Here is a 21,912-nt window from a genome sequence, read left to right as displayed (position 1 = left end):
CACCTCCTGGAGTTCCGGAGTCCCGCATGAACGTCTCGGTCGTCCTGTTCACCTCCGACCTGCGCCTGCACGATCATCCGCCGCTGCACGCCGCCCTCGACGACGCGCGCGCCGTGGTGCCTCTCTTCGTGCGCGACCGGGCCGTCGACGAGGCCGGCTTCGCCGCTCCCAACCGGCTGGCGTTCCTCGCCGACTGCCTGCGGGATCTGGACGCGGGCCTGCGCGAGCGCGGCGGCCGGCTCGTGTTCCGCTCGGGAGACCTCGTCGACGAGGTGTGCAAGGTGGTCGCCGAGACGGACGCGGACGAAGTGCACATGGCCGCCGGAGTCACCTCCTACGCCCAGCGGCGCGAGCAGCGGCTGCGCAGCGCCCTGGAGGCCGAGGGCCGCCGTCTCCACGTCCACGACGAGGTGATCACCGCCCTGGCACCGGGCGCGGTCGTCCCGGCGTCCTCGGACCACTTCGCCGTCTTCACCCCGTACTTCCGGCGCTGGGAGCGGCATCACCAGCGTCACGTACGAGGCGCGCCCCGAGCCGTGCGCGTACCGGAGAACGTCGGTTCGGAGAAGCTACCCGAGCGCGCGGGGCTGTCCGGCCTGTCGGAGGGCCTCGCCACGGGCGGCGAACGGGAGGGCAGGAAACGGCTCACGGCCTGGCTGCGGAACGGGATCGCCGAGTACGAGGAACGCCACGACGATCTGGCCGGGGACGCCACGTCGCACTTCTCGCCGCACATCCACTTCGGGACGCTGTCCGCCGTCGAGCTCGTCCACCGGGCACGGCAGGCGGGCGGGCCCGGCGCCGATGCCTTCGTACGGCAGCTCGCGTGGCGGGACTTCCACCATCAGGTACTGGCGGCGCGGCCGAGCGTCTCCACTGCGGACTACCGCACCCGGCACGACCGGTGGCGGTCGCCGGCCGAGGCGCGGCAGGAGATCGAGGACTGGAAGGAGGGGCGGACCGGCTATCCCGTCGTCGACGCGGCGATGCGCCAGCTGCGGCACGAGGGCTGGATGCACAACCGGGGCCGCCTGCTCACCGCGAGCTTCCTCACCAAGACGCTCTACGTCGACTGGCGCGTGGGCGCCCGCCACTTCCTGGACCTGCTCGTCGACGGCGACGTCGCCAACAACCAGCTCAACTGGCAGTGGGTGGCGGGAACCGGCACCGACACGCGGCCCAACCGCGTCCTCAACCCGGTCCTGCAGGGCAAGCGGTACGACCCGGACGGCGCGTACGTACGGCGCTGGGTGCCCGAACTCGCGGGGCTGGCCGGGGCCGCGGTGCACGAGCCGTGGAAACTCCAGGGCCTGGAGCGTGCCGCCTACGACTATCCCGATCCCATCGTCGAACTCTCCGAAGGACTGGCCCGCTTCAAGCAGGCCCGCGGACGCGAGTGAGGCAACGCGGGGGCGGCTTGGGCGGATCGGGCGGATCGGGCACGTCGCGTGCGGTGCCCGCGGTCCGACGGTCCGGCTGTCTGGCGCTCCGACGGTCCGGCGGTCCGGCGAGGCGATCAGTCGGCCGGCCCGTCGGTGGGCCGGCCCCGGGCGCCGTTCTCGTACCGGGCCGTGAGGACCGACAACGCCTCCGTCAGGCTCGAGGGCCGGACCATGCCCCGGGCCGAGCGGCCGGCCCACCCGGGGCCACCGAGGACGACCGTCGGGTGGCTTCGCGCGCCCCGCACTCCCCACTGCGTGGCGGCGATGTGCCGGGCCAGGGGGATGCTCGCCGTGGAACGGCCCTGGGCCCACAGGACGACGGCCGCGGGTCCCACTCGGCGCACCGCCGCGGTGAGTGCTTCCAACGGCACCGCCGCGCCGAACATCCTGGTGGGCAGGCCGCGTTCCGTCAGCCCGGCGTTGAGCGCCTCCAGCGGCAGGGTGTGCTGCTCGCCCGGCAGGCAGGCCAGGACCACGGGCCCCTGCGCGGTGTCCCACGGCGTCGCCACCCGGGAAGACGGCGTGACACGGCGCAGCGCGGTGGAGACGTGCCAGGACAGCAGGTGTTCGACCTCGACATAGCGGTCGCCCGAGGACGCCCACTTGCGCCCCACGGCGTGCAGGGTCGGCACCATCACCTCCTCCCAGGCGACGGCGAGGCCGTACCGCTCGACGGCCGAGGCCAGTTGGCCGTCCACGGCGGGAGCGTCGAGCCGCACGGCCGCGCGAGCCAGGCCGCGGCACTCCTGACGCACATCGCCGAGCGGCAGGGCGCCCGCCGCGTGCGAGCGCCGACCGCTCCCGGGCCTCGGGCCGTCGACCTCGGGCGTCAGGCTGCCCGCTGCGGGCGGCAGGCGTTCGGGCGGGGTTGCTCCTTCAACGGCCGTGGACCGGACCGCGGGGGCCGGGCCGCTCCCGTCCACCTCGGTCCGCCGCTCAGCGGCCGTTTCTCCCGCGGCCGCCGCGCCACCGCTCCTGGCTGCTGCCTCTCCGGCAGCTGCCTCCTGGGCGGCGCGCGCCGCCTCGGCGGGTGGCACACCGGCCGAGGTGAGCCGGCACATCGCCTCCAGCACCGCCACGTCCCGGGGCGTCCAGCGACGATGCCGCCCGTCGGCGCGGACCGCGGGACCCAGGCCGTACCGGCGGTCCCACGAGCGGAGCGTGGTCGGAGACACCCCGAGCCGACGGGCCAGGCCCCCGGTCGTCATCCCCGCCCCGCCCGCCACCGTCTCGTCCGTGTCGGGCGCCGGCCGACCCGGCCCGCCCGTCGACCCGTTCATGCACCCGACTGTACGACGCAGAATCGATGCGAGTCGGGGCCCCGGCCCTCGGTTCCGTGGGGGCCGCGGCAGTGGACCCGCGGACGGCCCCGCGTGGACGGCGCCACATCCGCCTCCGCCATATCACCCCAGCGCTACACATAAACAGAAAATAAGCGCAGAATGTACGTACGCGGCGTCTACCGCATACCGCACATTCGCGGTCAGGCCTGCAGAGACAAAGGAGTCGAGTCATGGCCAACGTCTCGAACACCAGAGGTGACATCAGCAGTCACCCTGATGTATCCGAAATGCGGGACCGATATGCCCGCATGCTCGGTGGTCGCGATGTGGCGCTCGTGGACGGACCGGTGTTCCTGCTCGGTCTGTACTGCGCCGCTTCCCCGTGGATTCTCCACTACACGACGAGTCAGCCCGCCCTCGTGACGCACAACCTCATCATGGGCATCGCCATCGGCGTGCTGGCTCTCGGATTCACCACCACCCCGATGCGGATGTACGGCCTGAGCTGGGCCATGTGCGCCATGGGTGCGTGGATGATCATCTCGCCGTGGATCGTCGGCGAGAGCCCCGACGCGGGCGTCGTGGTGAACAACATCATCATCGGCGTCCTCGCCGTGATGCTGGGGTTCCTGTGCGCGGCCGCCTCGGCGAAGAGTGCACCACAGACGTAGCAGGACGTCTGCACCGATGAGGACTGTCGGCCGGTCCGCGCGCCGAGCGCCGCGGACCGGCCGGCCCACGCGACGGGGCGGTCAGTTCCCGGGCACCAGCCACGGCTCCTGCGGCAGCGGACTGCCGGTCTCCAGGAGGGACTTCAGGTTGGCCAGGACGGCCGGCCAGCCGCCGGAGACCTCCCTGGCCGCCGTCTCGTCCGCCAGGTCCTCGTGCGTGACGGTCAGCCGGACGATGTCGCCGTGCGGCCGGATGTCGTAGGTGACCCTGGAATGCCGGTCCTCCTGCTTCTCGTCCTCGGGCGAGGCCCAGGTGGTCACCAGGCGGGTGGGCCGCTCACTCTCCACGACGCTGCCGACCACGTCGGCGACGCCGGAACCGTCCGTGCGCCGATGCTCCCACCGCGAGCCGGGGCGCCAGTCCTCCGAGACGTTGCTGTGGCCCCAGTACGTGGCCGTGACGTCGGCGTCGGTGAGGGCGTCCCACACCTTCTCCGGAGTGCTGGCGATGTAGGTGACGTACACGAAAGTCGGCTTGTCGGTCATGTCTTCCTCGGCTCGTCGTTTGAGTGCGCTCAGCGCGCGAAGGCGCGGACGCTCGAACTTGTCGATCCACCGCTCCTGGATCTCGTGGAGCGGTACGGGGTTGAGGTAGTGCAGCTTCTGCCGTCCCCGCCGCACCGTGCTGACCAGGTTGGCGGCCTCGAGGACGGCCAGGTGCTGGGTCACCGACTGGCGGGTCATGTCGATGTGCTCGCAGAGCTCACCGAGCGTCTGTCCGCTGTGTTCGTGCAGCCTGTCGAGCAGTCGCCTGCGTGTCCCGTCGGCCAGCGCCTTGAAGACCTGGTCGGTCTCCGCGTCCCCGGCCGCTCCCGGCTGTCTCTCCGTCTCTGCTTCCTCATCCGATCGCACACCCAACGTTATGCAGGCAATCACTTGCATGTCAATTGTCGTGGGACGACGGGCGGGGAAAGCCGCCGTACGCACGCGAGCTCGTCACAGAGCGCGAGCGGGATCGGCGGGAGACGCAGAGTGGCCCCGGGGGGCGATATTCGCTGGCCGCGCGGGGCGGCACCGCTCACACTGTCGCGGTGAGCCGAAACTTCAGCGCGTGGGTGACGTCGGGCGAGGACTTCCTCGGCGTCGCCGGCCCCTTCGCCGTCGACGTACCGTGGTGGTCCGAGGTCGAGCCCGTGACCCGACAACTCCAACAGGCCCTGGGCGTCCGGGTGTTAGTGCTGCGCCTCCTGGCCGTGGAGGGCGGCGGGGGTGCGCGCGACGGCCATGTGACCTACCACGTCGAGGCGTTGGACCGCCCCCGTGTGCTGCTCCGGCTTCCTTCAGAACCGGGCCTGTTGAGCACGCAGGAACCGCTGCGTGCCCCGTGGGCCGACGCCGACGGCCTCCGGCGGTTGCTCGACTGGGCGGAACACGAACTGGCCGCGGCCGGGCGCCCGGTGACCGGGCCCGTGGAACAGCGCCGCACCTGGAACCTGGCGGGGCTCTTCCGGCTGCCGACCGACCAAGGGGCGGTCTGGCTCAAGGCCACCCCGCACTTCGCCGCGGACGAGGCGCAGGTCGTCTCCGCGTTCGCCCGCGTCGATCCGCAACTGGTCCCCACCGTCCTCGGCTCCGCAGGCGGGCGCGTCCTCATGGAGCACGTTCCGGGCGAGGACTGCTGGGGGGTGTCGGCGCAGACCGCCGCCACGGGGGTGCGGCAGTTCGTCGCCGCGCAGGCGGCCCTCGCCAAGAATCCGCAGGAGCGGCCCTCCTCCCTGCCGGACCGCCGGATGTCCGGCCTCGCCGAGCGCGTGACGGAGTTGCTCGACGGCCCGGCCTGCACCGAGCTCACGGCCCAGGAACGCGACCTCGCACGGGCGTTGGCCGATCGCGTGCGACCACTGGAGGAGTGCGGTCTGCCGGACACGGTCGCGCACGGCGACTTCCATCCCGGCAACTGGCGTGCAGACGGCGGACCACCCACGATCATCGACTTCGCCGACGCACACTGGGGCAACCCGGTCCTCGACGGCCTGCGCCTGAGCTCCTTCCTCCCCGAGGATGTGCGCGCGAGCGCCGCGCGTGCCTGGGTAGACGCCTGGCGCGAGCAGGTCCCCGGCAGCGATCCGGCGCGCGCCCTGACCCTCGCCGAACCACTCGCGCATCTCGCGTACGCCGTGCGCTACCAGGAGTTCCTGGACGGCATCGAACCGTCCGAGCGGATCTACCACCTGGGCGATCCCGCCTCCGAGATACGTGAGGCCGTGCGCAGCGCGAGCGCCCCCGACCCGTGCCTCGTCGACCTGGGGCGCTCGGCGGCGCTGTGAACGACGGCACGCGCCCTTGGCCACCCGCCCGTTCGCGGGGCAGGATCACCTCATGGACAGCCCGCTGACACTCGCCCTGCCTCCCCGCCTGCGCCTCGAAGGAGAGGGACTTCACCTGCGCGAATGGTCCGAGGACGACCTGGACGCGCTGATCGAGCTGTACGACGACCCTGAGATCGCCCGCTGGACACCGGTGGCCTCGCCGTTCGACGCGTCGGCGGCGCTCGTCTACCTCACCGAGGCCCAGGAGGCGCGGGCCCAGGGGCGCAAGGTGCAGCTCGCGATCACGACGGACGGCGTCGTGCCCCGGGGCGAGGTACTGCTGTTCCCGAGCAAGGCCGACGAGCGGGACGTCGAGATCGCGTACGGCGTCGGCGCCGCCCATCGTGGCCGGGGACTGGCCTCCCGGGCCGTGCGGCTCCTCTCCGCCCACGCGGTGCGGCACACGGGAGCACGCCGCGTGGTGCTGTGCATCGAGGAGGCCAACGCGGCCAGTGCCGCCGTCGCCCGGGCCGCCGGATTCACCCTCACCGACGACGAGCCCGTCCTGCGGACGTCCCGGGGTCGGGAGGTCGCCCTGCGGACATGGCGCCTCACCGACGGCGCGGGCTGACCCTTCGGCCCTCTCTCGATCGCGCCGACCGGCCCGGGACTGGCAGGCTGCTCCCATGGATCATGCGGAGGTTCTGCTCATCGGCGGACGCGCGGGCGTCGGGAAGTCGACGGTCGGCTGGGAGGTGTCAGCCCGGCTGCGCGGAGCGGGGGTCGCGCATGCCGTCATCGAGGGCGACTTCATGGGCCAGGTGCATCCGGCCCCGCCGGACGACCCGCACCGGGCCGGGATCACCGAACGCAATCTGGCGGCGGTGTGGCAGAACTTCGCCGAACTGGGCCACCGGCGTCTCGTCTACACGAACACGGTGAGCGTGCTGGCCGGCGCGGCGGGCATGTTCGAGCGGGCGATCGGCGAGGACGTACGGCTGGTGCGGGTGCTCCTCACGGCCACCGACGCCACCGCCGCCAAGCGCCTCAAGGGCCGCGAGCTCGGTTCGGAGCTGGAGCAGGAGCTGCGGGGCAGCGCCGGGAAGGCTCGGCTCCTGGAGGAGCACGCGCCCGCCGACACCGTGCGCGTGGTCACGGACGACCGCGAGGTGATCGACATCGCGCGCGAGGTGCTGGGGATCACCGGCTGGATCGCGCCCGTCACCGGGTGAGTGCAAACGATCCGGACTGCACTCGCCTTCAGGGGGCATTGAAGAAGGTTCAGGGGGCATTGAAGAAGGTAAGGAGTATGACGAAGAGGGGCTGAGATGGAGATCTCGGGCATCATCAGTGCCATCGTGATCGGAATCGTCATCGGCGTGCTGGGCCGGCTCGTGGTTCCGGGCCGTCAGCGCATCGGCATTCTGTGGACGATCGGTGTCGGCATCGTGGCCGCACTCATCGGTTCGGCGCTCGCGAACGCGTTCGACGTGGGCGACACCGACGGAGTCGACTGGGTCGAGTGGCTGATCCAGATCGGACTCGCGGCGCTCGGCGTCGCGGCCCTGGACCGATCGAAGTCGGGCCGCCGCTGACGAGGGCGGAGCCGAGGAGTACCGCACGACGGGTTCCGCGGTGCGCCGGCGCTCCGCCACGCGCATCGGCCGCACGCGTCCACCGCACGCAGGGGTGCAGCGCCACCGGCCGTTCGGCGCGGCACCTCGGACAAGCTCGCGGCACCTCACGAAAAGCTGTTGCGGGCCGTTCTCCGTCACGGCTAGCGTCTGCGGGCTTCCCGCACTTCGCGCCGACCGTGACGGAGACGTCTTGCCCCACCGCATCACCGCGCTCACCGACCCCGAACCCACCGCGTCGAGCCGCCGTCTGGCCTGGCTCGCGTCCGACGACGAAGGGGTACCGGCCGGGTCGGCGTTCCTGCGCCTGTTCACCAAGGAGGGGCAGGAGCATCTCGCCGAGCTGGAGATCGCCGTGCACCGCGCGGAGCGCAGACGGGGCATCGGCGGCCGTCTGCTGGAAGCGGCGGTCACGGCGGCACGGGGCGAGGGACGCCGGTCGCTCCTCGCGCAGGCGGAGGGCGACTCCCCCGGCGACCACTTCCTGGCCGCCCACGGATTCCGCAGGGTCCTGGCGCTGACGTACGCCCGCCTGCCGCTGGCAGACGCCGACCTCGGCCGTATCGACGCGATCGTCCAACAGCCCCGTGCGGGCTACCGGTTGGTCCAGTGGGAGGGCACAGTTCCACCCGAGCTGGCCCGGACCTTCGCCGCGTCGCGCCGGGCCATGGACGACATGCCGATGGACGGGGCCGACTACGGCACGGTCGTCTGGGACGTGGATCGGGTGCTCTCCGCCGCCGACGCCATCGCCAAGCGCGGCGAACTGCTGCACACCGTGGCCGTCGTGGACACGGCGGACGGGTCGGTCGTCGGCTTCTCCGAGCTGGTCGTGCCCGGTGACGAGCGGGGCGACGGACAGCACTACGGGACCGGTGTACTGCCCGAGCACCGCGGCCACGGCCTCGGCCTGTGGATGAAGGCGGAGTCGATCCGCCTGGCGCGCGGGCGGCACCCGGAGCTCGGCGGCCTGCTCACCGACACGGCGGACAGCAACACGCACATGCGGGGCATCAACGACACGCTCGGCTACCTGCCCACGCACAGGGCGGTGGAGTACCAGCTCGACCTGTGAGACGGGTGCCCGCACCGCTCTCGGCGAGGGAACGGCGCGAACGACACGAACGGCGCGAACAGCGCGCACGGGCTACGGGGCCCGGCGGCGGGACCGCTGTCACCTGGCCCCGCCCGTTCGCGGGTCCCGGACTCGGCGTCCGGCGTCCGGCGTCCGGCCGGGATGCTACGGCGCCGCGTGGACGTACGGCGTGGTCGTGGTGAGCGGTGCGAAACCGAGGCGCTGGAGAATGGGCCGGCTCTGGTCGGAGGCATCGACCTGGAGGTAGCGGTAGCCGCGCTCGAAGGCGATGCGGGCCCGGTGGGAGACCAGGGCCCGGTAGATGCCGCGGCCACGCCAGGCCTCGACGGTGCCGCCGCCCCACAGGCCCGCGAACCGTGTGCCGGGGACGAGTTCCATCCGGGCCGAGCTCACCGGGACGTCGGCGGCGAGGGCCACGACGGCGACCACGTTGTCCGGTTCCCCGTCGAGCTGGGCGAGCATCTGGTGGCGGAGCCGGGTACCGGACGTACCGAAGGCCTGCTCGTGGACGTCCACCACGAGGTCGACGCCGGCGGCGTCGGTGACGGGCCGCAGCTCGATGCCCGGCGGGGGCCCGGCGTGGAGATCCAGCACGTCGGCCTCGGCGATCATCAAAGTCTCTTCCGGCTCGGGTGTGAACCCGGCGGCCCGCAGGCGCTGCCCCAGGTCGTCCGGCCGGTCGTGCCCGTACAGCTTCCACTCGAACTCGCGGCCCAGCGCGGTGAAGTAGCGCGTCTGCTCGGCGATGGCGGCGTCCGCGTCGGCCTCCTTCAGATCCGACCAGAGCACTCCGTTCCAGCCCTGCTCGGGTCCGACGTGCCGGACCACCGGGCCGACGCGCTCCACTACGGAGTCGCGGTCAAAAGGTCGCGCGCCCTCACGCATGTCCCGGTCGAACACTGCCAGTACCGCTTCGTGATCCATCGCGTCACTCCATCACCCGTGGGTCGGCGGGGCAACGGGGTTTCGGTGGGGTCGGACAGCGGGGATGCCGCGCGGCCGGCAGGGCATCCGTGGCGCGGCCGTCGGCCCGCGGGTCAGGTGGCTTCGTGGAAGACCAGGCCGAGTGTGCGCCGCCGCCCGGAGCGGACCGTGCTCACCCCGTGGCGCATCGGTCCGACGGACCATCCCCGGCGGGAGGCCACGGGCCTGTCCCGGGTCGTGAAGACCAGACCGTGGCCCTGGAGGAGGGTCGTCGCGGACCCCCGGGACTGAGCGCGCGGACGCTGCTCGGTCATGACGAACTCCCCGCCCGTGAAGTCCTCCCCCGGTGCGTCGAGGCCGACGACGACCTGGAGCGGGAAGACCAGGTCGCCGAACACGTCCCGGTGCAGGGCGTTCCAGTCGCCCGGTCCGTAGCGCAGCAGGATCTGCGCCGACCTGGACTGCCCGGCGGCATGGCACATCCGTACCCACTCCCCCAGCGCGTCGGGCCAGGGAGCAGGCCGGCCGAGCCTTTCGGCCCAGTCGCGGGCGACGGGCAGCAGCCGGGGATAGAACGCCTCACGCAACTCCCTTACCACCGGCGGCAGTTCATGGGTGAGGTAGCGGTACTGTCCCGAGCCGAAGCGATGGCGGGCCATGTCGACGGTCGCACGGAAGTGCTCGTTCTCGTCGTAGAGGGCGGCCAGTTCGCGGCACTGCCCGGGGGTGAGGAGCGGGCCGGTGAGAGCGTGGCCGTGTTCGTCGAGTTCGCCGGCCAGGGCGGCCCAGTCCTGCGCCGCGACCCGGCTAGCGGGGAGCGTGGGGTCGTTCATGGTGGGTGTTCCTTCGGGTCGGCTCCGCGGCGGTTCGCCTCGTGGGGCACGTACGGCCCGGGGTGTCAGAGGAGGGTCGGCTGCAGGGCGCCCTCGTGCGTGAGCAGCCGGACCTTGCGTTCCACGCCGCCGGCGTAGCCGCGCATGGAGCCGTCCGCGCCGATCACCCGATGGCAGGGGCGCACCAGGAGCAGCGGGTTCGCGCCGATCGCGGCGCCCAGGGCCTGGATCCGCTCGCGGGGCAGACCGAGCCGTTCGGCGAGTGCCCCGTACGTGGTCGTCGTGCCGTAGGGAATCTCTTCCAGGGCGCGCCACACCCGCCGTTGGAAGTCGGTGCCGGCGGGGGTGAACTCGATGTCGAACCGCGTGAGTTCGCCGTCGAAGTAGGCGGTCAACTGCTGCTCCACCCGGGCGAAGCGGTGCGGGTCGCGCCGCCGACCCGGCTTCGGTGCGGGCGCGTTGCGCTGTCCCGGCATGGACAGGGACGTCAACACCACGCCGTGCGGAGTCTCTTCACCGGTGAGCAGCAGGTCGCCCAGTGGGCTCTCGATCGTCGTGCAGGCGGTCATCGTCGCCTCCCTTTCATACGCTTTCGTGCCACTTCCCATGGTGGGGTGGCGCGATCACGGATGCTGGCGGGATTCGGACGGCGTGCTGAGCCCGCCCGGCACGTCACCGGGCGCCGGAGTGCCTTTCGACGAAGTGCGCGAGGTCCTCGGGCGCCGGGCGGAGCAGTCCGTCCCGCACCGCCAGGGCCGTGGCCTCGGCCCGGGAGGCCGTGCCGGTCTTGCGGAGCATGTGCTCGACGTGGCTGTGCACGGTGCGCGGGGAGAGGAACAGCCCCTGCGCGATGACCTGGTTGGTCTGGCCCATGGCGGCCCGGGTGAGCACTTCCAGCTCGCGCGGGCTCAGTCCGTACGGGAGACCGGTGGGCGTCTCGTGCACGAGGACCGCCTGCCGGACGACGCCCGGGCCGTGGCCGTGCCGGTGGAGGACGACCCTGTGCCAGTCACGGCCCACCGGCCACAGCAGGCGCAGGCGTTCCCCCTGCGCGGCGTCGAAGGCGCGCAGGAGGCCGCGGAATCCCTCGTCGTCCAGGACGCGGGGCCGGGCTCGGCCGGGCAGGTCGATGACGCCGTCCGCGGTGGCGAGTGAGGCCGCCGCCGACTCGGGGAGGTCGTGCAGGTCACCCGCCCTCGCCGTGGGGTCGGCGAGAGCGGCCAGGGCGGGCATGACGTTGGCGAGCAGGTACCGCGCCTCGGTGTCGTACGCGCCGGCGCGCTCCGTGGAGAGGTGGATCAGACCGACGTAGCGGCCGTGGTGCCGCAGGGCGCCGGTCATGCCGTCACGGAAGCCGGCGGGGCGGACCCGTTGCTCGTAGAACCAGCCGTTGCGGAAGCGCTCCTCGGCGGTGTCGGAGTGCGAGTCCTCGGAGATGGAGGGTGGCAGGGGCTGCGTGACGACGTTGTGGAACCACGGGGTCCCGACGAACTCCGCTGCCAGCGCCTCGGAGACCTCCGGCGTGTAGCCGATGCCGGCCACCTGGACGTGGGCCCCGGTGAACGGGTCGAGCCCGACCAACGTCGCCGCATCCTGGGGCAGCGCACCCGCCAGGGTGTGCAGGGCTTCGGCGCAGGCCGCGGCGGTGTCGCGCTCACGGGTGAGCATCCCGATGCGGGTGGCGGCCGCGATCTGGCGGTGACTGAGCATGCGAGCCTCCGGTGGCCCGTGAGCACATGATTGTTTGGGCCCTAACGATAGTGGCCCGTGGAGGCCCCGACAAGCGTTTCACCGCGTTGCGACCGAACCGGTCACGAGCCTCCTGGCCGAGCCGCACCCGGCAGAGAACGAGCGGCAGCGGCCGACCGGTCCGGTAACAGGCACGCGAGGACACGGCCTGGGGAGGAGCGGTCCGGCCGGACCAATCAGCCTCCGAGACGGACCGGTGCCTGCCGCGCCCACCCGAAGCGGGCTGAACCATCACGCCGGTCGCGGCTCGGTATTTGTACGGATGGCGGCGCGAGGCCGCGGGGTCTTGGCTGTTCGCCACATCCCAGCGGCGATACCCGCCGAGCGTCCGTCGAGAGGTCTCCGCATGATCCAGCCACCGCACATCGGTTCCGCCTCCCGCAGACAGTTCCTCGCCTGGTCCGGCGGCGCGGCGACGGCCACCGCACTGGCCGCCGCGGGCTGCGCCGGGCCGCAGACGGCCTCCGCCGACAAGCCGGCCGGCAGTTCCCCGGCGGGCGCCAGGACCCTGACGAAGATCGGTCTCGACTATCCGTTCACCCAACTCCCCCTCTACTCCACCCTCGTCAAGCTCTCCACCGCCGCCGCGAAGAAGCACGACGTCTCGCTGGTCACGACGAGCGACGCGAGCAACGCCGACACCCAGACCACCAACCTCAACACGTGGGTGACCCAGAAGATCCCGGCGATCGTGTCGTTCCCCATGGTCTTCGAGGCGACGGAGAAGATCGCCCAGGCCGCGCTCGACGCAGGGCTGATCTGGGTGACGTACGGCGGAACGCTGGAGCACCAGAGCGCCGACATCCAGTTCAGCTTCCTGGAGGGCGGCAGGCTGCTCGGCGAGGCGGCCGCGAAGTGGGCTCAGGAGGAGCTGGGCGGAAAGGGCAAGGTCGCGTTCCTGACCGACAGCACGATCCAGCTCGGCAGGGAACGCACGAAGGGCATGGTCGACGCGTTCACGAAACTCGCCCCGGGCGTGGACGTGGTCGCCCAGGAACAGGCGATCGACCCGGACACGGGCCTGTCGAAGTCCAACGCGATCCTCGCCAAGCACCCCGATCTGAACATCATCCTCGGCGTCACCGACGCCGCCGTCTACGGCGGGTACAAGGCGCTCCAGCAGGCGGGCCGGAAGAAGGACGACGCCAGGACCTTCGTCGGCGGCCAGGACGGCTCGGCCCCCTCCCTGATGGCGATCAAGCAGGGCACCTTCTACCGGGCGTCGGCGGCGCTCGCACCCAAGGACATCGCCGCCGCGATCGTGGACGTACCGCTCGCGGTCGCCGCCGGAAAGGCGAAGCCGAGCGCGGAGGTGCCGGTCACCCTGCTGCGGGCGGGCGACGGCGCGAAGATCGACGCGCTGCTCGCGCAGAACGCGTAGGCGCGCCATGACGGCGACGACCGGCGTGACCGTGCCGCCTCCGGCGACGAACCTGCGGATCCGCGGGCTCACCAAGTCGTTCGGCGGCGTGAAGGCCCTCGACGGCGTGGACCTGACGGTGCCCGCAGGCCAGGTGCACGCCCTCCTGGGACACAACGGGGCAGGCAAGTCCACCCTCATCAAGTGCCTCGGCGGCGCCTTCCCGCCGGACTCGGGAACGATCGAGGTGGACGGTGTCACGTACACCCGGCTGAGCCCGCGCCGGTCGATCGCGGCCGGGGTGGCGATCATCTTCCAGACGCTGAGCGTGGTCGACTCGCTCACGGTGGCCGAGAACATCTTCCTCGGCCAGGAGTGGACGCGGTACGGCACGATCGACCGCCGCTCGCAGGAGACGCTCGCCGCCGGGCTCCTGGAACGGGTGGCCGCGACCTGCTCGCCACGCGACCGGGTCGGCGAACTTCCCACAGGACAGCGGCAGTTGGTGGAGATCGCGAAGGCGCTCAGCCGCAGCGCGTCGGTCCTCGTCCTGGACGAGCCGACCGCCGCCCTCTCCGGCACCGAGAGCGACGCGCTGGCGGAGCGCGTCGAGGACCTCCGCACCCAGGGACTGGCCATCGTGTACGTCACGCATCTGCTGTCGGAGGTCGAGCGGCTCGCCGACGCGGTGACCGTGCTGCGCGACGGGCGGGTCGACCACCACTCGCCCGTGGCGGGCCAGAGCCGCAAGCAGCTGGTCGACACGATCGTCGGCCAGGGGCGCGCGGCGGACGCCCGGCCCGCCGAACACAAGCGCGCCGGCCGACCGGAGCGGATGCGGCCTCCGACCGCGGGACGGGCACCTGCCCCGCTCGCTCCCGGCCACCCGCCCGCGCCACTGCTGGCCGTGGACGGCCTGACCGGGCCCGGGTTCGGACCGGTCGGCCTCGACGTGGCGGGCGGCGAGATCGTGGGCCTGTTCGGCCTCATCGGCTCCGGGCGTACGCGGATCCTGGAGACCCTCTTCGGCAGGCGCCGCAGATCGGGCGGGACCGTGCGCGTCGGTGACCGCCCCGTCACCCCCGCACACCCGCGGGACGCGCTGGCCGCCGGGATCGCCCTGGTGCCCGCCGACCGGCGCGGCCAGGGCCTGTTCGCCACCCTCGGCGCGCAGGACAACGTGCTGCTGCCGTCGGTACGCCCGCTAGCCCGGGGCGGTGTGCGGTCGCTGCGCGCGGAACGGCGGACCTTCGACGCGCTGGCGGCGGCTGTCGGGCTGCGGCCCGCCCGGCCGAACCTGCCGGCCGCCTCCTTTTCCGGCGGCAACCAGCAAAAACTCGTCCTCGGCCGCTGGATCAACGAGGTGCGCGGGACCGACGTGCTGCTGCTCGACGAACCGACCCAGGGAGTCGACGTCGGGGCGCGGCAGGAGATCTACCGGGTGGTGGAGGGGCTGGCGGCGGAGCGGCGCACCGCGGTGCTGTTCGCCTCCAGCGACCCGGAGGAGATCGTGGCGCTCGCCCACCGCTGTCTGATCGTCTCCCGCGGACGCGTCGTCGGTGAGCTGACCGGCGCGGAACTCACCGAAGAGGCTCTGCTGTCGGCGGTTCACGACACGCACTCCCCGTCCCACTCCGGCACCGCCGAAGGAGCACCATGACCACCACCACTGTCGACCGCCCGGTGCGGCCCGGCCCGCGCGCCCTGGCCACAGGCGGTCTGACGGCGGTCCGGCGCCATCCGCTGACCGTCGTACTCGCCCTGATGGTGCTGGTGTTCCAGCTGTCGGCGGGCAGCTTCCTCGACGCCGCCAACCTGCGCGGGATCGCCACCGACGCGGCGACGATCGCCATCGTCGCGGTGCCGCTCGCCCTGCTGGTCATCAGCGGCTATCTCGACCTGTCGGTCGGCTCCACCCTCGCCCTCGGCGGACTGGTGGGCGGCTGGCTGGCGGGCCAGCAGGGGCAGCCGGCCGCGGTGGCGGTGCTCGGCGCGCTGGCGGCGGGCGCGGCGGTCGGCGCCGTGAACGGCGTCCTGTGCTGCTACCTCGGCCTGTCGGCGTTCATCGTGACGCTGGGCATGCTGACCGCCGTACGCGGACTGGCGCAGCAGCTGTTCCCCCTGCCGCTGAGCGACTTCGGCACCGGGTTCGCCTGGCTGGGCGGCGCCCGCGTGGCCGGGATCGCCGCGCCGGTCGTCGTCGCGGCGCTCGTACTGGTGGCGGGCGCCCTGTTCCTGGCGCTCACCCCGGCCGGACGCCATGTCTTCGCCATCGGGGTCAACCGCGAGGCCGCCTACCTGTCCGGCATCAACGTCCGGCGTACGCCCTTCGCGCTGTTCGTCCTCACGGGCGCGGCGGCCGCGCTGGCCGGGGCCATCCGGGCGTCGGTGCTCGACAGCGCCGTGGCGGGCACCTCGGGCGCCGGTTTCGAACTGACCGTGCTGACCGCCGTGCTGCTCGGCGGGGTGGCCCTGAGCGGAGGCTCCGGATCCATCTTCGGGGTCCTGCTCGGCGTGCTGTTCCTGGGATGTCTGCAGAACGGGCTCACACTGCTGAGCGTGCCGACCTTCTGGCAGCTGATGGCCCAGGGCGTGGCACTGGTGGCGGGCGCGGCACTCGCCTACTTCGGGCCAAGGACCTCACGGTGACTCCCCGTTCCCCCACCACTTGTCCGCCTTCCCGCACGCCCTGTCCGTGCTCCCGCGCCGCCCGTCCGCCGTCCCGCACTCCCTGTTCGTTCCGTCCCACCACCAGGAAGGTCCTTCCGTGAGCGAGAGCCCGCCCACCCTCATCCTGACCGGCGGTCAGGTCCTCACCGTCGACCCCGGGTTCAGCGTCGCCGAGGCCGTGGCCGTGAGCGGCCGGGAGATCACCGCGGTCGGCACGGACGCCGAGGTGCGGGCGCTCGCCGGCCCCGCCACCCGGGTCGTCGAGCTCGACGGCCGGACGGTGCTGCCGGGGATCAACGACTCGCATCTGCACGGCGCCGCGTACGGAATGACGAAACCGCCGTTCGCCATCGACGTCGGGCATCCGGCGGTCCGGTCCATCGCCGACATCACCCGTGCCGTCGCCGGCGCCGTCCTGTTCGCCGCACCCGGAGAGTGGATCATCGGCCTGGGCTGGGACACGGGGTATCTCGCCGAGTGCCTCGCCGACGCGCGGCGGTTCCCGCACCGCCGCGACCTGGACGAGGTGGCACCGGACAACCCGGTCTGTCTGACCGACTTCTCCTCGCACATGGTGTGGGCCAACAGCGCGGCCCTGCGCGCCTGCGGGATCGACGCGGACCGCGAGGCGCCCCCGGGCGGTGTCATCGACCGCGACCACGACGGCGACCCCACCGGCATCCTCCGCGAGGCCGCCCAGGGTCTCCTCCAGGCCGCGCTGCCCTCCCCCACCGTGGCCCAGCGGCGGCAGGCCATCCGCGGTGTGGTGGACGAGCTCCACTCCCGGGGCATCACCAGCTACACCGAGCCCGGCCTCGGCCCCGGCGGCACGGGCACCCTCTTCGGCGGTCTGAGCACCGACAACTGGACGGCGTACGCCGAACTCGTCGCCGCCGGTGAACTCGACGCCCGCGTCAGCGTGTTGCTGCTGCCCGCTCCGATGGGCGGCTCGGCCGACGACGTGCGCAAGGGCCTGGCCGAGCTGCGGAGCCCCGAGTCCGCCGACCCGCGGCTGCTGCGGGCCATCGGGGTCAAGATCTTCGCCGACGGGGTGCCGCCGAACCGCACGGCCTGGATGAGCGAGCCCTATCCGGAGGGCGGTCACGGAGCCCTGTGCGTGCACGGCGACACGCCCGCACTGCAGGTGGACGAACTGCGCGAGATGATCGGCGTCGCGCACGAGGCGGGCTTCCAGCTCGGTGTCCACGTCACGGGTGACCGGGCCATCGAGACCGTCGTGGACGCCTTCGTCGCGGCGAACGCGGCGAGCCCGCGCCCGGACGCCCGGCACTACGTCATCCACGGCGACTTCATCGGCGCCGAGAGCCTCGCCGCACTCGCCGCACACGGGTACGGGGTCAACATGAACCCGTCCATCAAATGGACCATCTCGGACCTGATGGACGAGGTGGTCGGACCGGAGCGCTCGGCCTACCAGTGGCCCGTACGGTCCGCGTTCGAGGCGGGTGTGAGTGTGTGCGCGAGTTCGGACGCGCCGATCACCGAGCCCGACTGGCGGCAGGGGGTCGCGGCGATGCTGCTCCGCGAGTCCAAGGCCAGCGGCCGCCGAAGCGGTGCGGACCAGTGCGTGGATCTCGCCCGGGCCCTGCGGGCGTACACCGTCAACGCGGCGCGGCAGGACTTCGCGGAGTCCTGGAAGGGGACGGTCGAGGTGGGCAAGGTGGCGGACCTGTGCGTCCTGGACCGCGACCTGCTGGCCACCGACCCGCACGACATCACGGGCGTCGAGGTCGATCTGACGGTGTTCGACGGACGGGTGGTCTTCGAACGGTGACAGGCGCAGTCCCTGCATTGCCGGCCCCCTGACCGGGGCAGGGCCCTTCCCCGGCCGGAGCGGATCCGGCCGGGGAAGGGCTTTCGCGTGCGGCGGGCACGGCCGGTCACCTGGTGAGGGCCTCCACGCGCCGCATCACCTCGCGGCAGAAGGCGCCGACTCCGTCCGGGTCGTCGATGAACTGGTTCGGCTTGACGCAGAAAGTGGTGAAGCCCTGCTCCAACTGCTCCGGGACGGAGGCGAGGGCCGCGCCGAGGTCCGCCGGCGAGTGGTCGTCGGGGAAGACGGCCTGGGTGCCGCCGATCATCTCCAGGTCGGCGAGGTCGCGCCCGGCCCCGGACATGGCCTCGCCGAGCAGGTGCATGTCCTGCGGGGTGGGCCGCCCGAGCGGGTGGAAGCCGTGTCCGTGCCGGACCAGCCTGCGCAGGACGGGGCCGTGCAGGCGCTGTCCGCCGAACCACAGCCTCGGACCGTCCGGCCGATGGGCCTTGGGCTCGAAGTAGACGTCACGGAAGGGGTAGTGCTCGCTCTCGTGGGAGATCGGCGACGGTCCCCATGCCTTCTCCCAGACCGCCAGGTGCTCGTCGAGGAGCCGTCCGCGGCGGCCGAACGGCACGCCCAGCGCGTCGTACTCGTCCCGGCTCCAGCTCACCGTGGGCTGCACCAGCAGGCGTCCCTCACTGATCAGGTCGAGGGTGCCGAGCTCCCGGGCCATCAGGAGCGGATGCCGCAGCGGGGCGAGCACGGCCGCGGCGGCCAGCCGCAGCCGCTCGGTCACGGAGGCGATGGCCGCGAGGAGCAGCAGGGAGTTGGGCCAGGGGGTGTACGGGTCCTGGTTGCCCGGCAGCGCGTAGTCCCGGGGGTTGCCCATGACGCCGTCGGCGGACGCGTCGGGGCCCAGCACGATGTGTTCGCTCACCATGACGGAGTCGAATCCCGCGTCCTCGGCCTCCCGGGCCCAGCGCACGGCCATGGGCAGGTCGGCGCGGCCGCCGGTGAGGGTCCAGTTCTCGCTGAGGACGAGCAGCATGCGCGGCGTGGGGGTCATGACCGGGCCACCTGTGCCAGGAACGCGTCCACCAGTCCGTGCGCCCGCCGCCGTGTCTCCTCGCGCGAGGCCCGCGTCTCGGCGAGCAGCCGGTCGGGGTCCACGCCGTGGTCGGTGGCCTGGCGTCGGCCGCCGAGGTCGAGCCAGCTGAGCAGTGTCGCCTCGGTGATCTCGGGGTGGAACTGCACGCCGAGCGCGGGTCCGGACCGGAACGCCTGCGGGCCGACGGTGCCGCGGGCCAGTTCCACGGCTCCCGGTGGAAGCGTGAAGCGGTCGAAGTGCCACTGGAACCACGGGCCCGCGGCAACCGGTCCCGGGCCTTCGGGGCCGACGGGATCCACGGTCGTCCAGCCGATCTCGGGTCGGGGCGAGCGCTCCACGGAGCCGCCCAGGGCGGTCGCCAGCGCCTGCGCGCCGAAGCAGATGGCGAGGGTCGGGATGCCGGCGGCGTGGGCGGTGCGCAGCAGCTCCAGTTCGCCGTCGATCCACGGGCCGACCGCGGCACGGTCGTAGACCGACCAGGGAGCGCCGAGTACCACGACCGCGTCGTGGGCGGTCGGGTCGGGGAAGGTGAAGCCCACCGCCGGCGCGTGGTGCCGCCCTTCCGGTACGACGAGCAACTCGTCGATGTCGTAACCGAGTTGGGTCAGGCGTTCGCCGACCGGCCCGGACTGTGACGCATGGTCGTGGCGTATGACGAGTGCGCGCACGGTGAGTCTCCCCTTCTCGACGGGACCGGCGGCCGCCGGCTTCCACCCGGACACGCCGGCCCTTCCCGGGCCGGGGCGGTCCTGGTGGTCCGCCCTTGTGATCGGCACCTTCCGACTATATCGTTTGACTCCAAACATATAGCATCGCGCACCCCGGAGGCACCCATGGCGGACGGCACCCACGACGACTGGCTCCGCCGCGCCGAGGCACTCACGCTGTCCGTGTCGCACCACATCGACGGCGCGGAGGAGCCAGGCGGCGGAGGGAGCTTCGCGGTGGTCTCGCCCCGGGACGGCCGGACGCTGACCCGGGTCGCCGACGGCGGCAAGGCCGAGGTGGACGCGGCCGTCGCGGCCGCCCGGCGGGCCTTCGACACCGGACCCTGGCCGCGCCTCGCGCCGGCCGAGCGGGGCCGGGTGCTGCTCCGGATCGCGGACCTCCTCCAGGAGCGGCGGGCCGACCTCGCGCTGACGGTCACCCTGGAGATGGGCAAGACGATCCGCGACGCGTACGACATCGAACTGCGCGCCGCGATCAACACCTTCCGCTGGTACGGACAGCTCGCCGACAAGCTCACCGACGAGTCGCCGCACACGGCCCCCGACGCGCTCGCGCTCGTCACCCGGGAACCGGCCGGTGTCGTGGGCGCGGTCGTCCCGTGGAACTTCCCGCTGACGCTGGCGAGCTGGAAGGTCGCACCGGCTCTCGCGGCGGGCTGCACCGTCGTCCTGAAGCCGTCGGAGAACTCACCGCTGTCCGCACTGCTGCTGGGCCGGCTGGCAACCGAGGCCGGACTGCCGGCCGGTGTCCTGAACGTGGTCGCGGGTGACGGCCCGACCGCCGGGCGGGCGATCGGACTGCACCCGGACATCGACGTCCTGGCCTTCACCGGGTCGACCGCGGTGGGCCGGCACTACCTGCGCTACGCGGCCGACTCCAACCTCAAGCGCGTCTGGCTGGAACTGGGCGGCAAATCACCCAACATCATCCTTCCCGACGCCCCCGACCTGGAGAAGGCCGCCGCCACCGCCGCCTGGGGCATCTTCTTCAACCAGGGCGAGATGTGCACCGCCCCCTCCCGGCTGCTCGTCCACTCCTCCGTCGCCGAGCGCGTCACGGAGGCCGTCGTGGCCCGGGCCCGCGCCCTGCGGGTCGGCGACCCCCTCGACCCCGCGACCGAGATGGGCGCCCTGGTCGGCGAGGACCATCTGGGTCGCGTACTGGACCACATCGACGGCGGGGCGGCGGAGGGCGCCCGGCTGCGTGCCGGCGGTTCACGCGTCCTCGCCGCGTCCGGCGGCAGCTTCCTGGAGCCGACGGTCTTCGACCGGGTCGCTCCCGGGGCGGCGCTGGCCCGCGAGGAGATCTTCGGGCCCGTCCTGTCCGTCCTCACCTTCGACGACGTCGACGAGGCGGTGGCACTCGCCAACGCCACCGAGTACGGGCTGGCGGCCGGGCTGTGGACCGGTGACCTGTCCACCGCCCACACGGTCTCGCGCGCGCTGCGGGCGGGCACCGTGTGGGTCAACTGCTACGAGGAGGGCGATCTGACGGTCCCCTTCGGCGGGATGAAGCAGTCGGGCAACGGCCGCGACAAGTCCGCCCACGCGCTGGAGAAGTACACGGAGCTCAAGACCACCTGGATCCAGCTGTGACGACGCCCGCGAGACCGCTCATCGCCGTCCCCGCCCGTTTCGCCGCCTCGACCTCGGCGCTGCGGTACGCGGCCGAGGTCAACGCCCGCGCCCTGGTCGAAGCCGTCTGGCGGGCCGGCGGCGAGCCCGCGACGATCCATCCGACCGACCCCGCCCACACCGATGTGGCGTCCCGCATCGCCCGCTTCGACGGAGTGCTGCTTCCCGGTGGCGGCGACCTCGCCCCGCATCGCTACGGCGCGGCCGCCAGCCACGACAGCGTCTACGACGTCGACGACCTCCAGGACGCCTTCGACCTCGCCGTCGCGCGCCACGTACTGGATCTGGGCATGCCCCTGCTCGCGATCTGCCGTGGTCTCCAGGTCGTCAACGTCGCGCTCGGCGGGACCCTCCACCAGGACATGGGCGGCCCCGGGAGCGAGCACCGGCATGTCGTCCATCCGGTGCCGATCCGGCCGGGCTCGCTGCTGGAGAGCTCCGTGGGGGCCGGAAAGGTGGAGGCGTCCTGCTACCACCACCAGCGCGTGGACCGTACGGGCACCGGCCTCACGGTCACCTCCCGTGCCGCCGACGGCACGGTGGAGGCACTCGAACTCCCGGGCGCCAAGGGCTGGTTCACCGCCGTCCAGTGGCACCCCGAGGACACCGCGCACCGCGACGAGGCCAACCAGAACCTCTTCGACGCGCTGGTGCGTGCCGCCGACGCGCCTCGTGGCCCCAGGCCCTGACAGC

21 protein-coding genes are annotated in these 21,912 nt (G+C 72.6%); 13 read left to right on the top strand and 8 right to left on the bottom strand.

The features are described from left to right. Nucleotides 1-26: 26 nt before the first annotated feature. Complete coding sequence (locus KUF83_RS27010; protein WP_217457526.1) at nucleotides 27-1,400, top strand: deoxyribodipyrimidine photo-lyase; 1,374 nt, start codon at nucleotides 27-29, stop codon at nucleotides 1,398-1,400. A 116-nt stretch (nucleotides 1,401-1,516) separates the two neighbouring features. Here KUF83_RS27010 and KUF83_RS27005 read toward each other — a convergent pair whose 3' ends face one another. Beyond that, on the bottom strand, nucleotides 1,517-2,722 hold the full coding sequence (locus tag KUF83_RS27005) for a MerR family transcriptional regulator (protein ID WP_217457525.1): 1,206 nt from the start codon (nucleotides 2,720-2,722) through the stop codon (nucleotides 1,517-1,519). Between the two features lie 233 nt (nucleotides 2,723-2,955). On the opposite strand from KUF83_RS27005, the gene KUF83_RS27000 reads away from it, so the two are divergent. Then, nucleotides 2,956-3,396, top strand: a complete 441-nt coding sequence (locus KUF83_RS27000) for an SPW repeat protein (RefSeq protein ID WP_217457524.1) — start codon at nucleotides 2,956-2,958, stop codon at nucleotides 3,394-3,396. 81 nt (nucleotides 3,397-3,477) lie between these two features. On the opposite strand, the gene KUF83_RS26995 is transcribed toward KUF83_RS27000, so the two are convergent. Next, entirely contained in the window at nucleotides 3,478-4,308 is an 831-nt protein-coding gene (locus KUF83_RS26995) for a metalloregulator ArsR/SmtB family transcription factor (protein WP_308403142.1), read from the bottom strand. A 179-nt stretch (nucleotides 4,309-4,487) separates the two neighbouring features. On the opposite strand from KUF83_RS26995, the gene KUF83_RS26990 reads away from it, so the two are divergent. The 5 genes from KUF83_RS26990 to KUF83_RS26970 all read left to right on the top strand — a co-directional run bounded on the left by KUF83_RS26990 (nucleotide 4,488) and on the right by KUF83_RS26970 (nucleotide 8,414). Beyond that, complete coding sequence (locus KUF83_RS26990; protein ID WP_308403141.1) at nucleotides 4,488-5,723, top strand: aminoglycoside phosphotransferase family protein; 1,236 nt, start codon at nucleotides 4,488-4,490, stop codon at nucleotides 5,721-5,723. A gap of 52 nt (nucleotides 5,724-5,775) precedes the next feature. Continuing rightward, a complete protein-coding gene (locus KUF83_RS26985) occupies nucleotides 5,776-6,336 on the top strand; it encodes a GNAT family N-acetyltransferase (protein WP_217457522.1) in 561 nt (186 codons plus the stop codon). A gap of 55 nt (nucleotides 6,337-6,391) precedes the next feature. Next, complete coding sequence (locus KUF83_RS26980; protein ID WP_217457521.1) at nucleotides 6,392-6,937, top strand: hypothetical protein; 546 nt, start codon at nucleotides 6,392-6,394, stop codon at nucleotides 6,935-6,937. Between the two features lie 96 nt (nucleotides 6,938-7,033). Then, nucleotides 7,034-7,300 (top strand): GlsB/YeaQ/YmgE family stress response membrane protein, encoded by a 267-nt coding sequence (locus tag KUF83_RS26975; protein WP_217457520.1) that lies wholly within the window; start codon nucleotides 7,034-7,036, stop codon nucleotides 7,298-7,300. 232 nt (nucleotides 7,301-7,532) lie between these two features. Further along, the gene (locus KUF83_RS26970; protein WP_217457519.1) at nucleotides 7,533-8,414 is read left to right on the top strand and encodes a GNAT family N-acetyltransferase; all 882 of its coding nucleotides are present in this window, start codon (nucleotides 7,533-7,535) and stop codon (nucleotides 8,412-8,414) included. Between the two features lie 165 nt (nucleotides 8,415-8,579). Here the strand turns inward: KUF83_RS26970 and KUF83_RS26965 are convergent, their stop codons facing one another. The 4 genes from KUF83_RS26965 to KUF83_RS26950 form a co-directional block, all read right to left on the bottom strand. Continuing rightward, the gene (locus tag KUF83_RS26965) at nucleotides 8,580-9,359 is read right to left on the bottom strand and encodes a GNAT family N-acetyltransferase (protein ID WP_217457518.1); all 780 of its coding nucleotides are present in this window, start codon (nucleotides 9,357-9,359) and stop codon (nucleotides 8,580-8,582) included. 113 nt (nucleotides 9,360-9,472) lie between these two features. Further along, nucleotides 9,473-10,192: a 2OG-Fe(II) oxygenase gene (locus tag KUF83_RS26960; RefSeq protein ID WP_217457517.1), complete on the bottom strand. Its 720-nt coding sequence runs from the start codon at nucleotides 10,190-10,192 to the stop codon at nucleotides 9,473-9,475. A 65-nt stretch (nucleotides 10,193-10,257) separates the two neighbouring features. Beyond that, complete coding sequence (locus KUF83_RS26955; RefSeq protein ID WP_217457516.1) at nucleotides 10,258-10,761, bottom strand: methylated-DNA--[protein]-cysteine S-methyltransferase; 504 nt, start codon at nucleotides 10,759-10,761, stop codon at nucleotides 10,258-10,260. A 103-nt stretch (nucleotides 10,762-10,864) separates the two neighbouring features. Continuing rightward, nucleotides 10,865-11,902: a LuxR family transcriptional regulator gene (locus tag KUF83_RS26950; RefSeq protein WP_217457515.1), complete on the bottom strand. Its 1,038-nt coding sequence runs from the start codon at nucleotides 11,900-11,902 to the stop codon at nucleotides 10,865-10,867. 385 nt (nucleotides 11,903-12,287) lie between these two features. Here KUF83_RS26950 and KUF83_RS26945 point away from each other — a divergent pair, with 385 nt between their 5' ends. The 4 genes from KUF83_RS26945 to KUF83_RS26930 all read left to right on the top strand — a co-directional run bounded on the left by KUF83_RS26945 (nucleotide 12,288) and on the right by KUF83_RS26930 (nucleotide 17,766). Continuing rightward, nucleotides 12,288-13,322 carry a sugar ABC transporter substrate-binding protein gene (locus KUF83_RS26945; RefSeq protein ID WP_217457514.1) on the top strand — a complete coding sequence of 345 codons (1,035 nt, stop codon included), beginning with the start codon at nucleotides 12,288-12,290 and terminating at the stop codon, nucleotides 13,320-13,322. A gap of 7 nt (nucleotides 13,323-13,329) precedes the next feature. Beyond that, on the top strand, nucleotides 13,330-14,961 hold the full coding sequence (locus KUF83_RS26940) for a sugar ABC transporter ATP-binding protein (RefSeq protein WP_217457513.1): 1,632 nt from the start codon (nucleotides 13,330-13,332) through the stop codon (nucleotides 14,959-14,961). Further along, nucleotides 14,958-15,950 carry an ABC transporter permease gene (locus tag KUF83_RS26935; RefSeq protein ID WP_217457512.1) on the top strand — a complete coding sequence of 331 codons (993 nt, stop codon included), beginning with the start codon at nucleotides 14,958-14,960 and terminating at the stop codon, nucleotides 15,948-15,950. Before KUF83_RS26940 ends, KUF83_RS26935 begins: the two co-directional genes overlap by 4 nt. 118 nt (nucleotides 15,951-16,068) lie before the next feature. Then, a complete protein-coding gene (locus KUF83_RS26930) occupies nucleotides 16,069-17,766 on the top strand; it encodes an amidohydrolase (RefSeq protein ID WP_217457511.1) in 1,698 nt (565 codons plus the stop codon). Between the two features lie 106 nt (nucleotides 17,767-17,872). Here the strand turns inward: KUF83_RS26930 and KUF83_RS26925 are convergent, their stop codons facing one another. Continuing rightward, entirely contained in the window at nucleotides 17,873-18,814 is a 942-nt protein-coding gene (locus KUF83_RS26925; RefSeq protein WP_217457510.1) for an LLM class flavin-dependent oxidoreductase, read from the bottom strand. Next, nucleotides 18,811-19,632 (bottom strand): type 1 glutamine amidotransferase, encoded by an 822-nt coding sequence (locus KUF83_RS26920; RefSeq protein ID WP_308403140.1) that lies wholly within the window; start codon nucleotides 19,630-19,632, stop codon nucleotides 18,811-18,813. Before KUF83_RS26920 ends, KUF83_RS26925 begins: the two co-directional genes overlap by 4 nt. Nucleotides 19,633-19,689: 57 nt before the next feature. Between KUF83_RS26920 and KUF83_RS26915 the strand changes: the two genes are divergently transcribed. Together KUF83_RS26915 and KUF83_RS26910 are read left to right on the top strand one after the other, a co-directional pair. Further along, a complete protein-coding gene (locus KUF83_RS26915) occupies nucleotides 19,690-21,180 on the top strand; it encodes an aldehyde dehydrogenase (protein ID WP_217457509.1) in 1,491 nt (496 codons plus the stop codon). Then, nucleotides 21,177-21,908: a gamma-glutamyl-gamma-aminobutyrate hydrolase family protein gene (locus KUF83_RS26910; protein WP_308403139.1), complete on the top strand. Its 732-nt coding sequence runs from the start codon at nucleotides 21,177-21,179 to the stop codon at nucleotides 21,906-21,908. The genes KUF83_RS26915 and KUF83_RS26910 overlap by 4 nt, the downstream gene beginning before the upstream one ends. The last annotated feature ends 4 nt before the right edge of the window (nucleotides 21,909-21,912 follow it).

This window comes from Streptomyces sp. BV286, from assembly GCF_019090165.1.
Lineage (GTDB): Bacteria > Actinomycetota > Actinomycetes > Streptomycetales > Streptomycetaceae > Streptomyces.
Note: the sequence above shows the minus strand (reverse complement) of the source record. Positions and strands in the feature narration are given on the sequence as shown.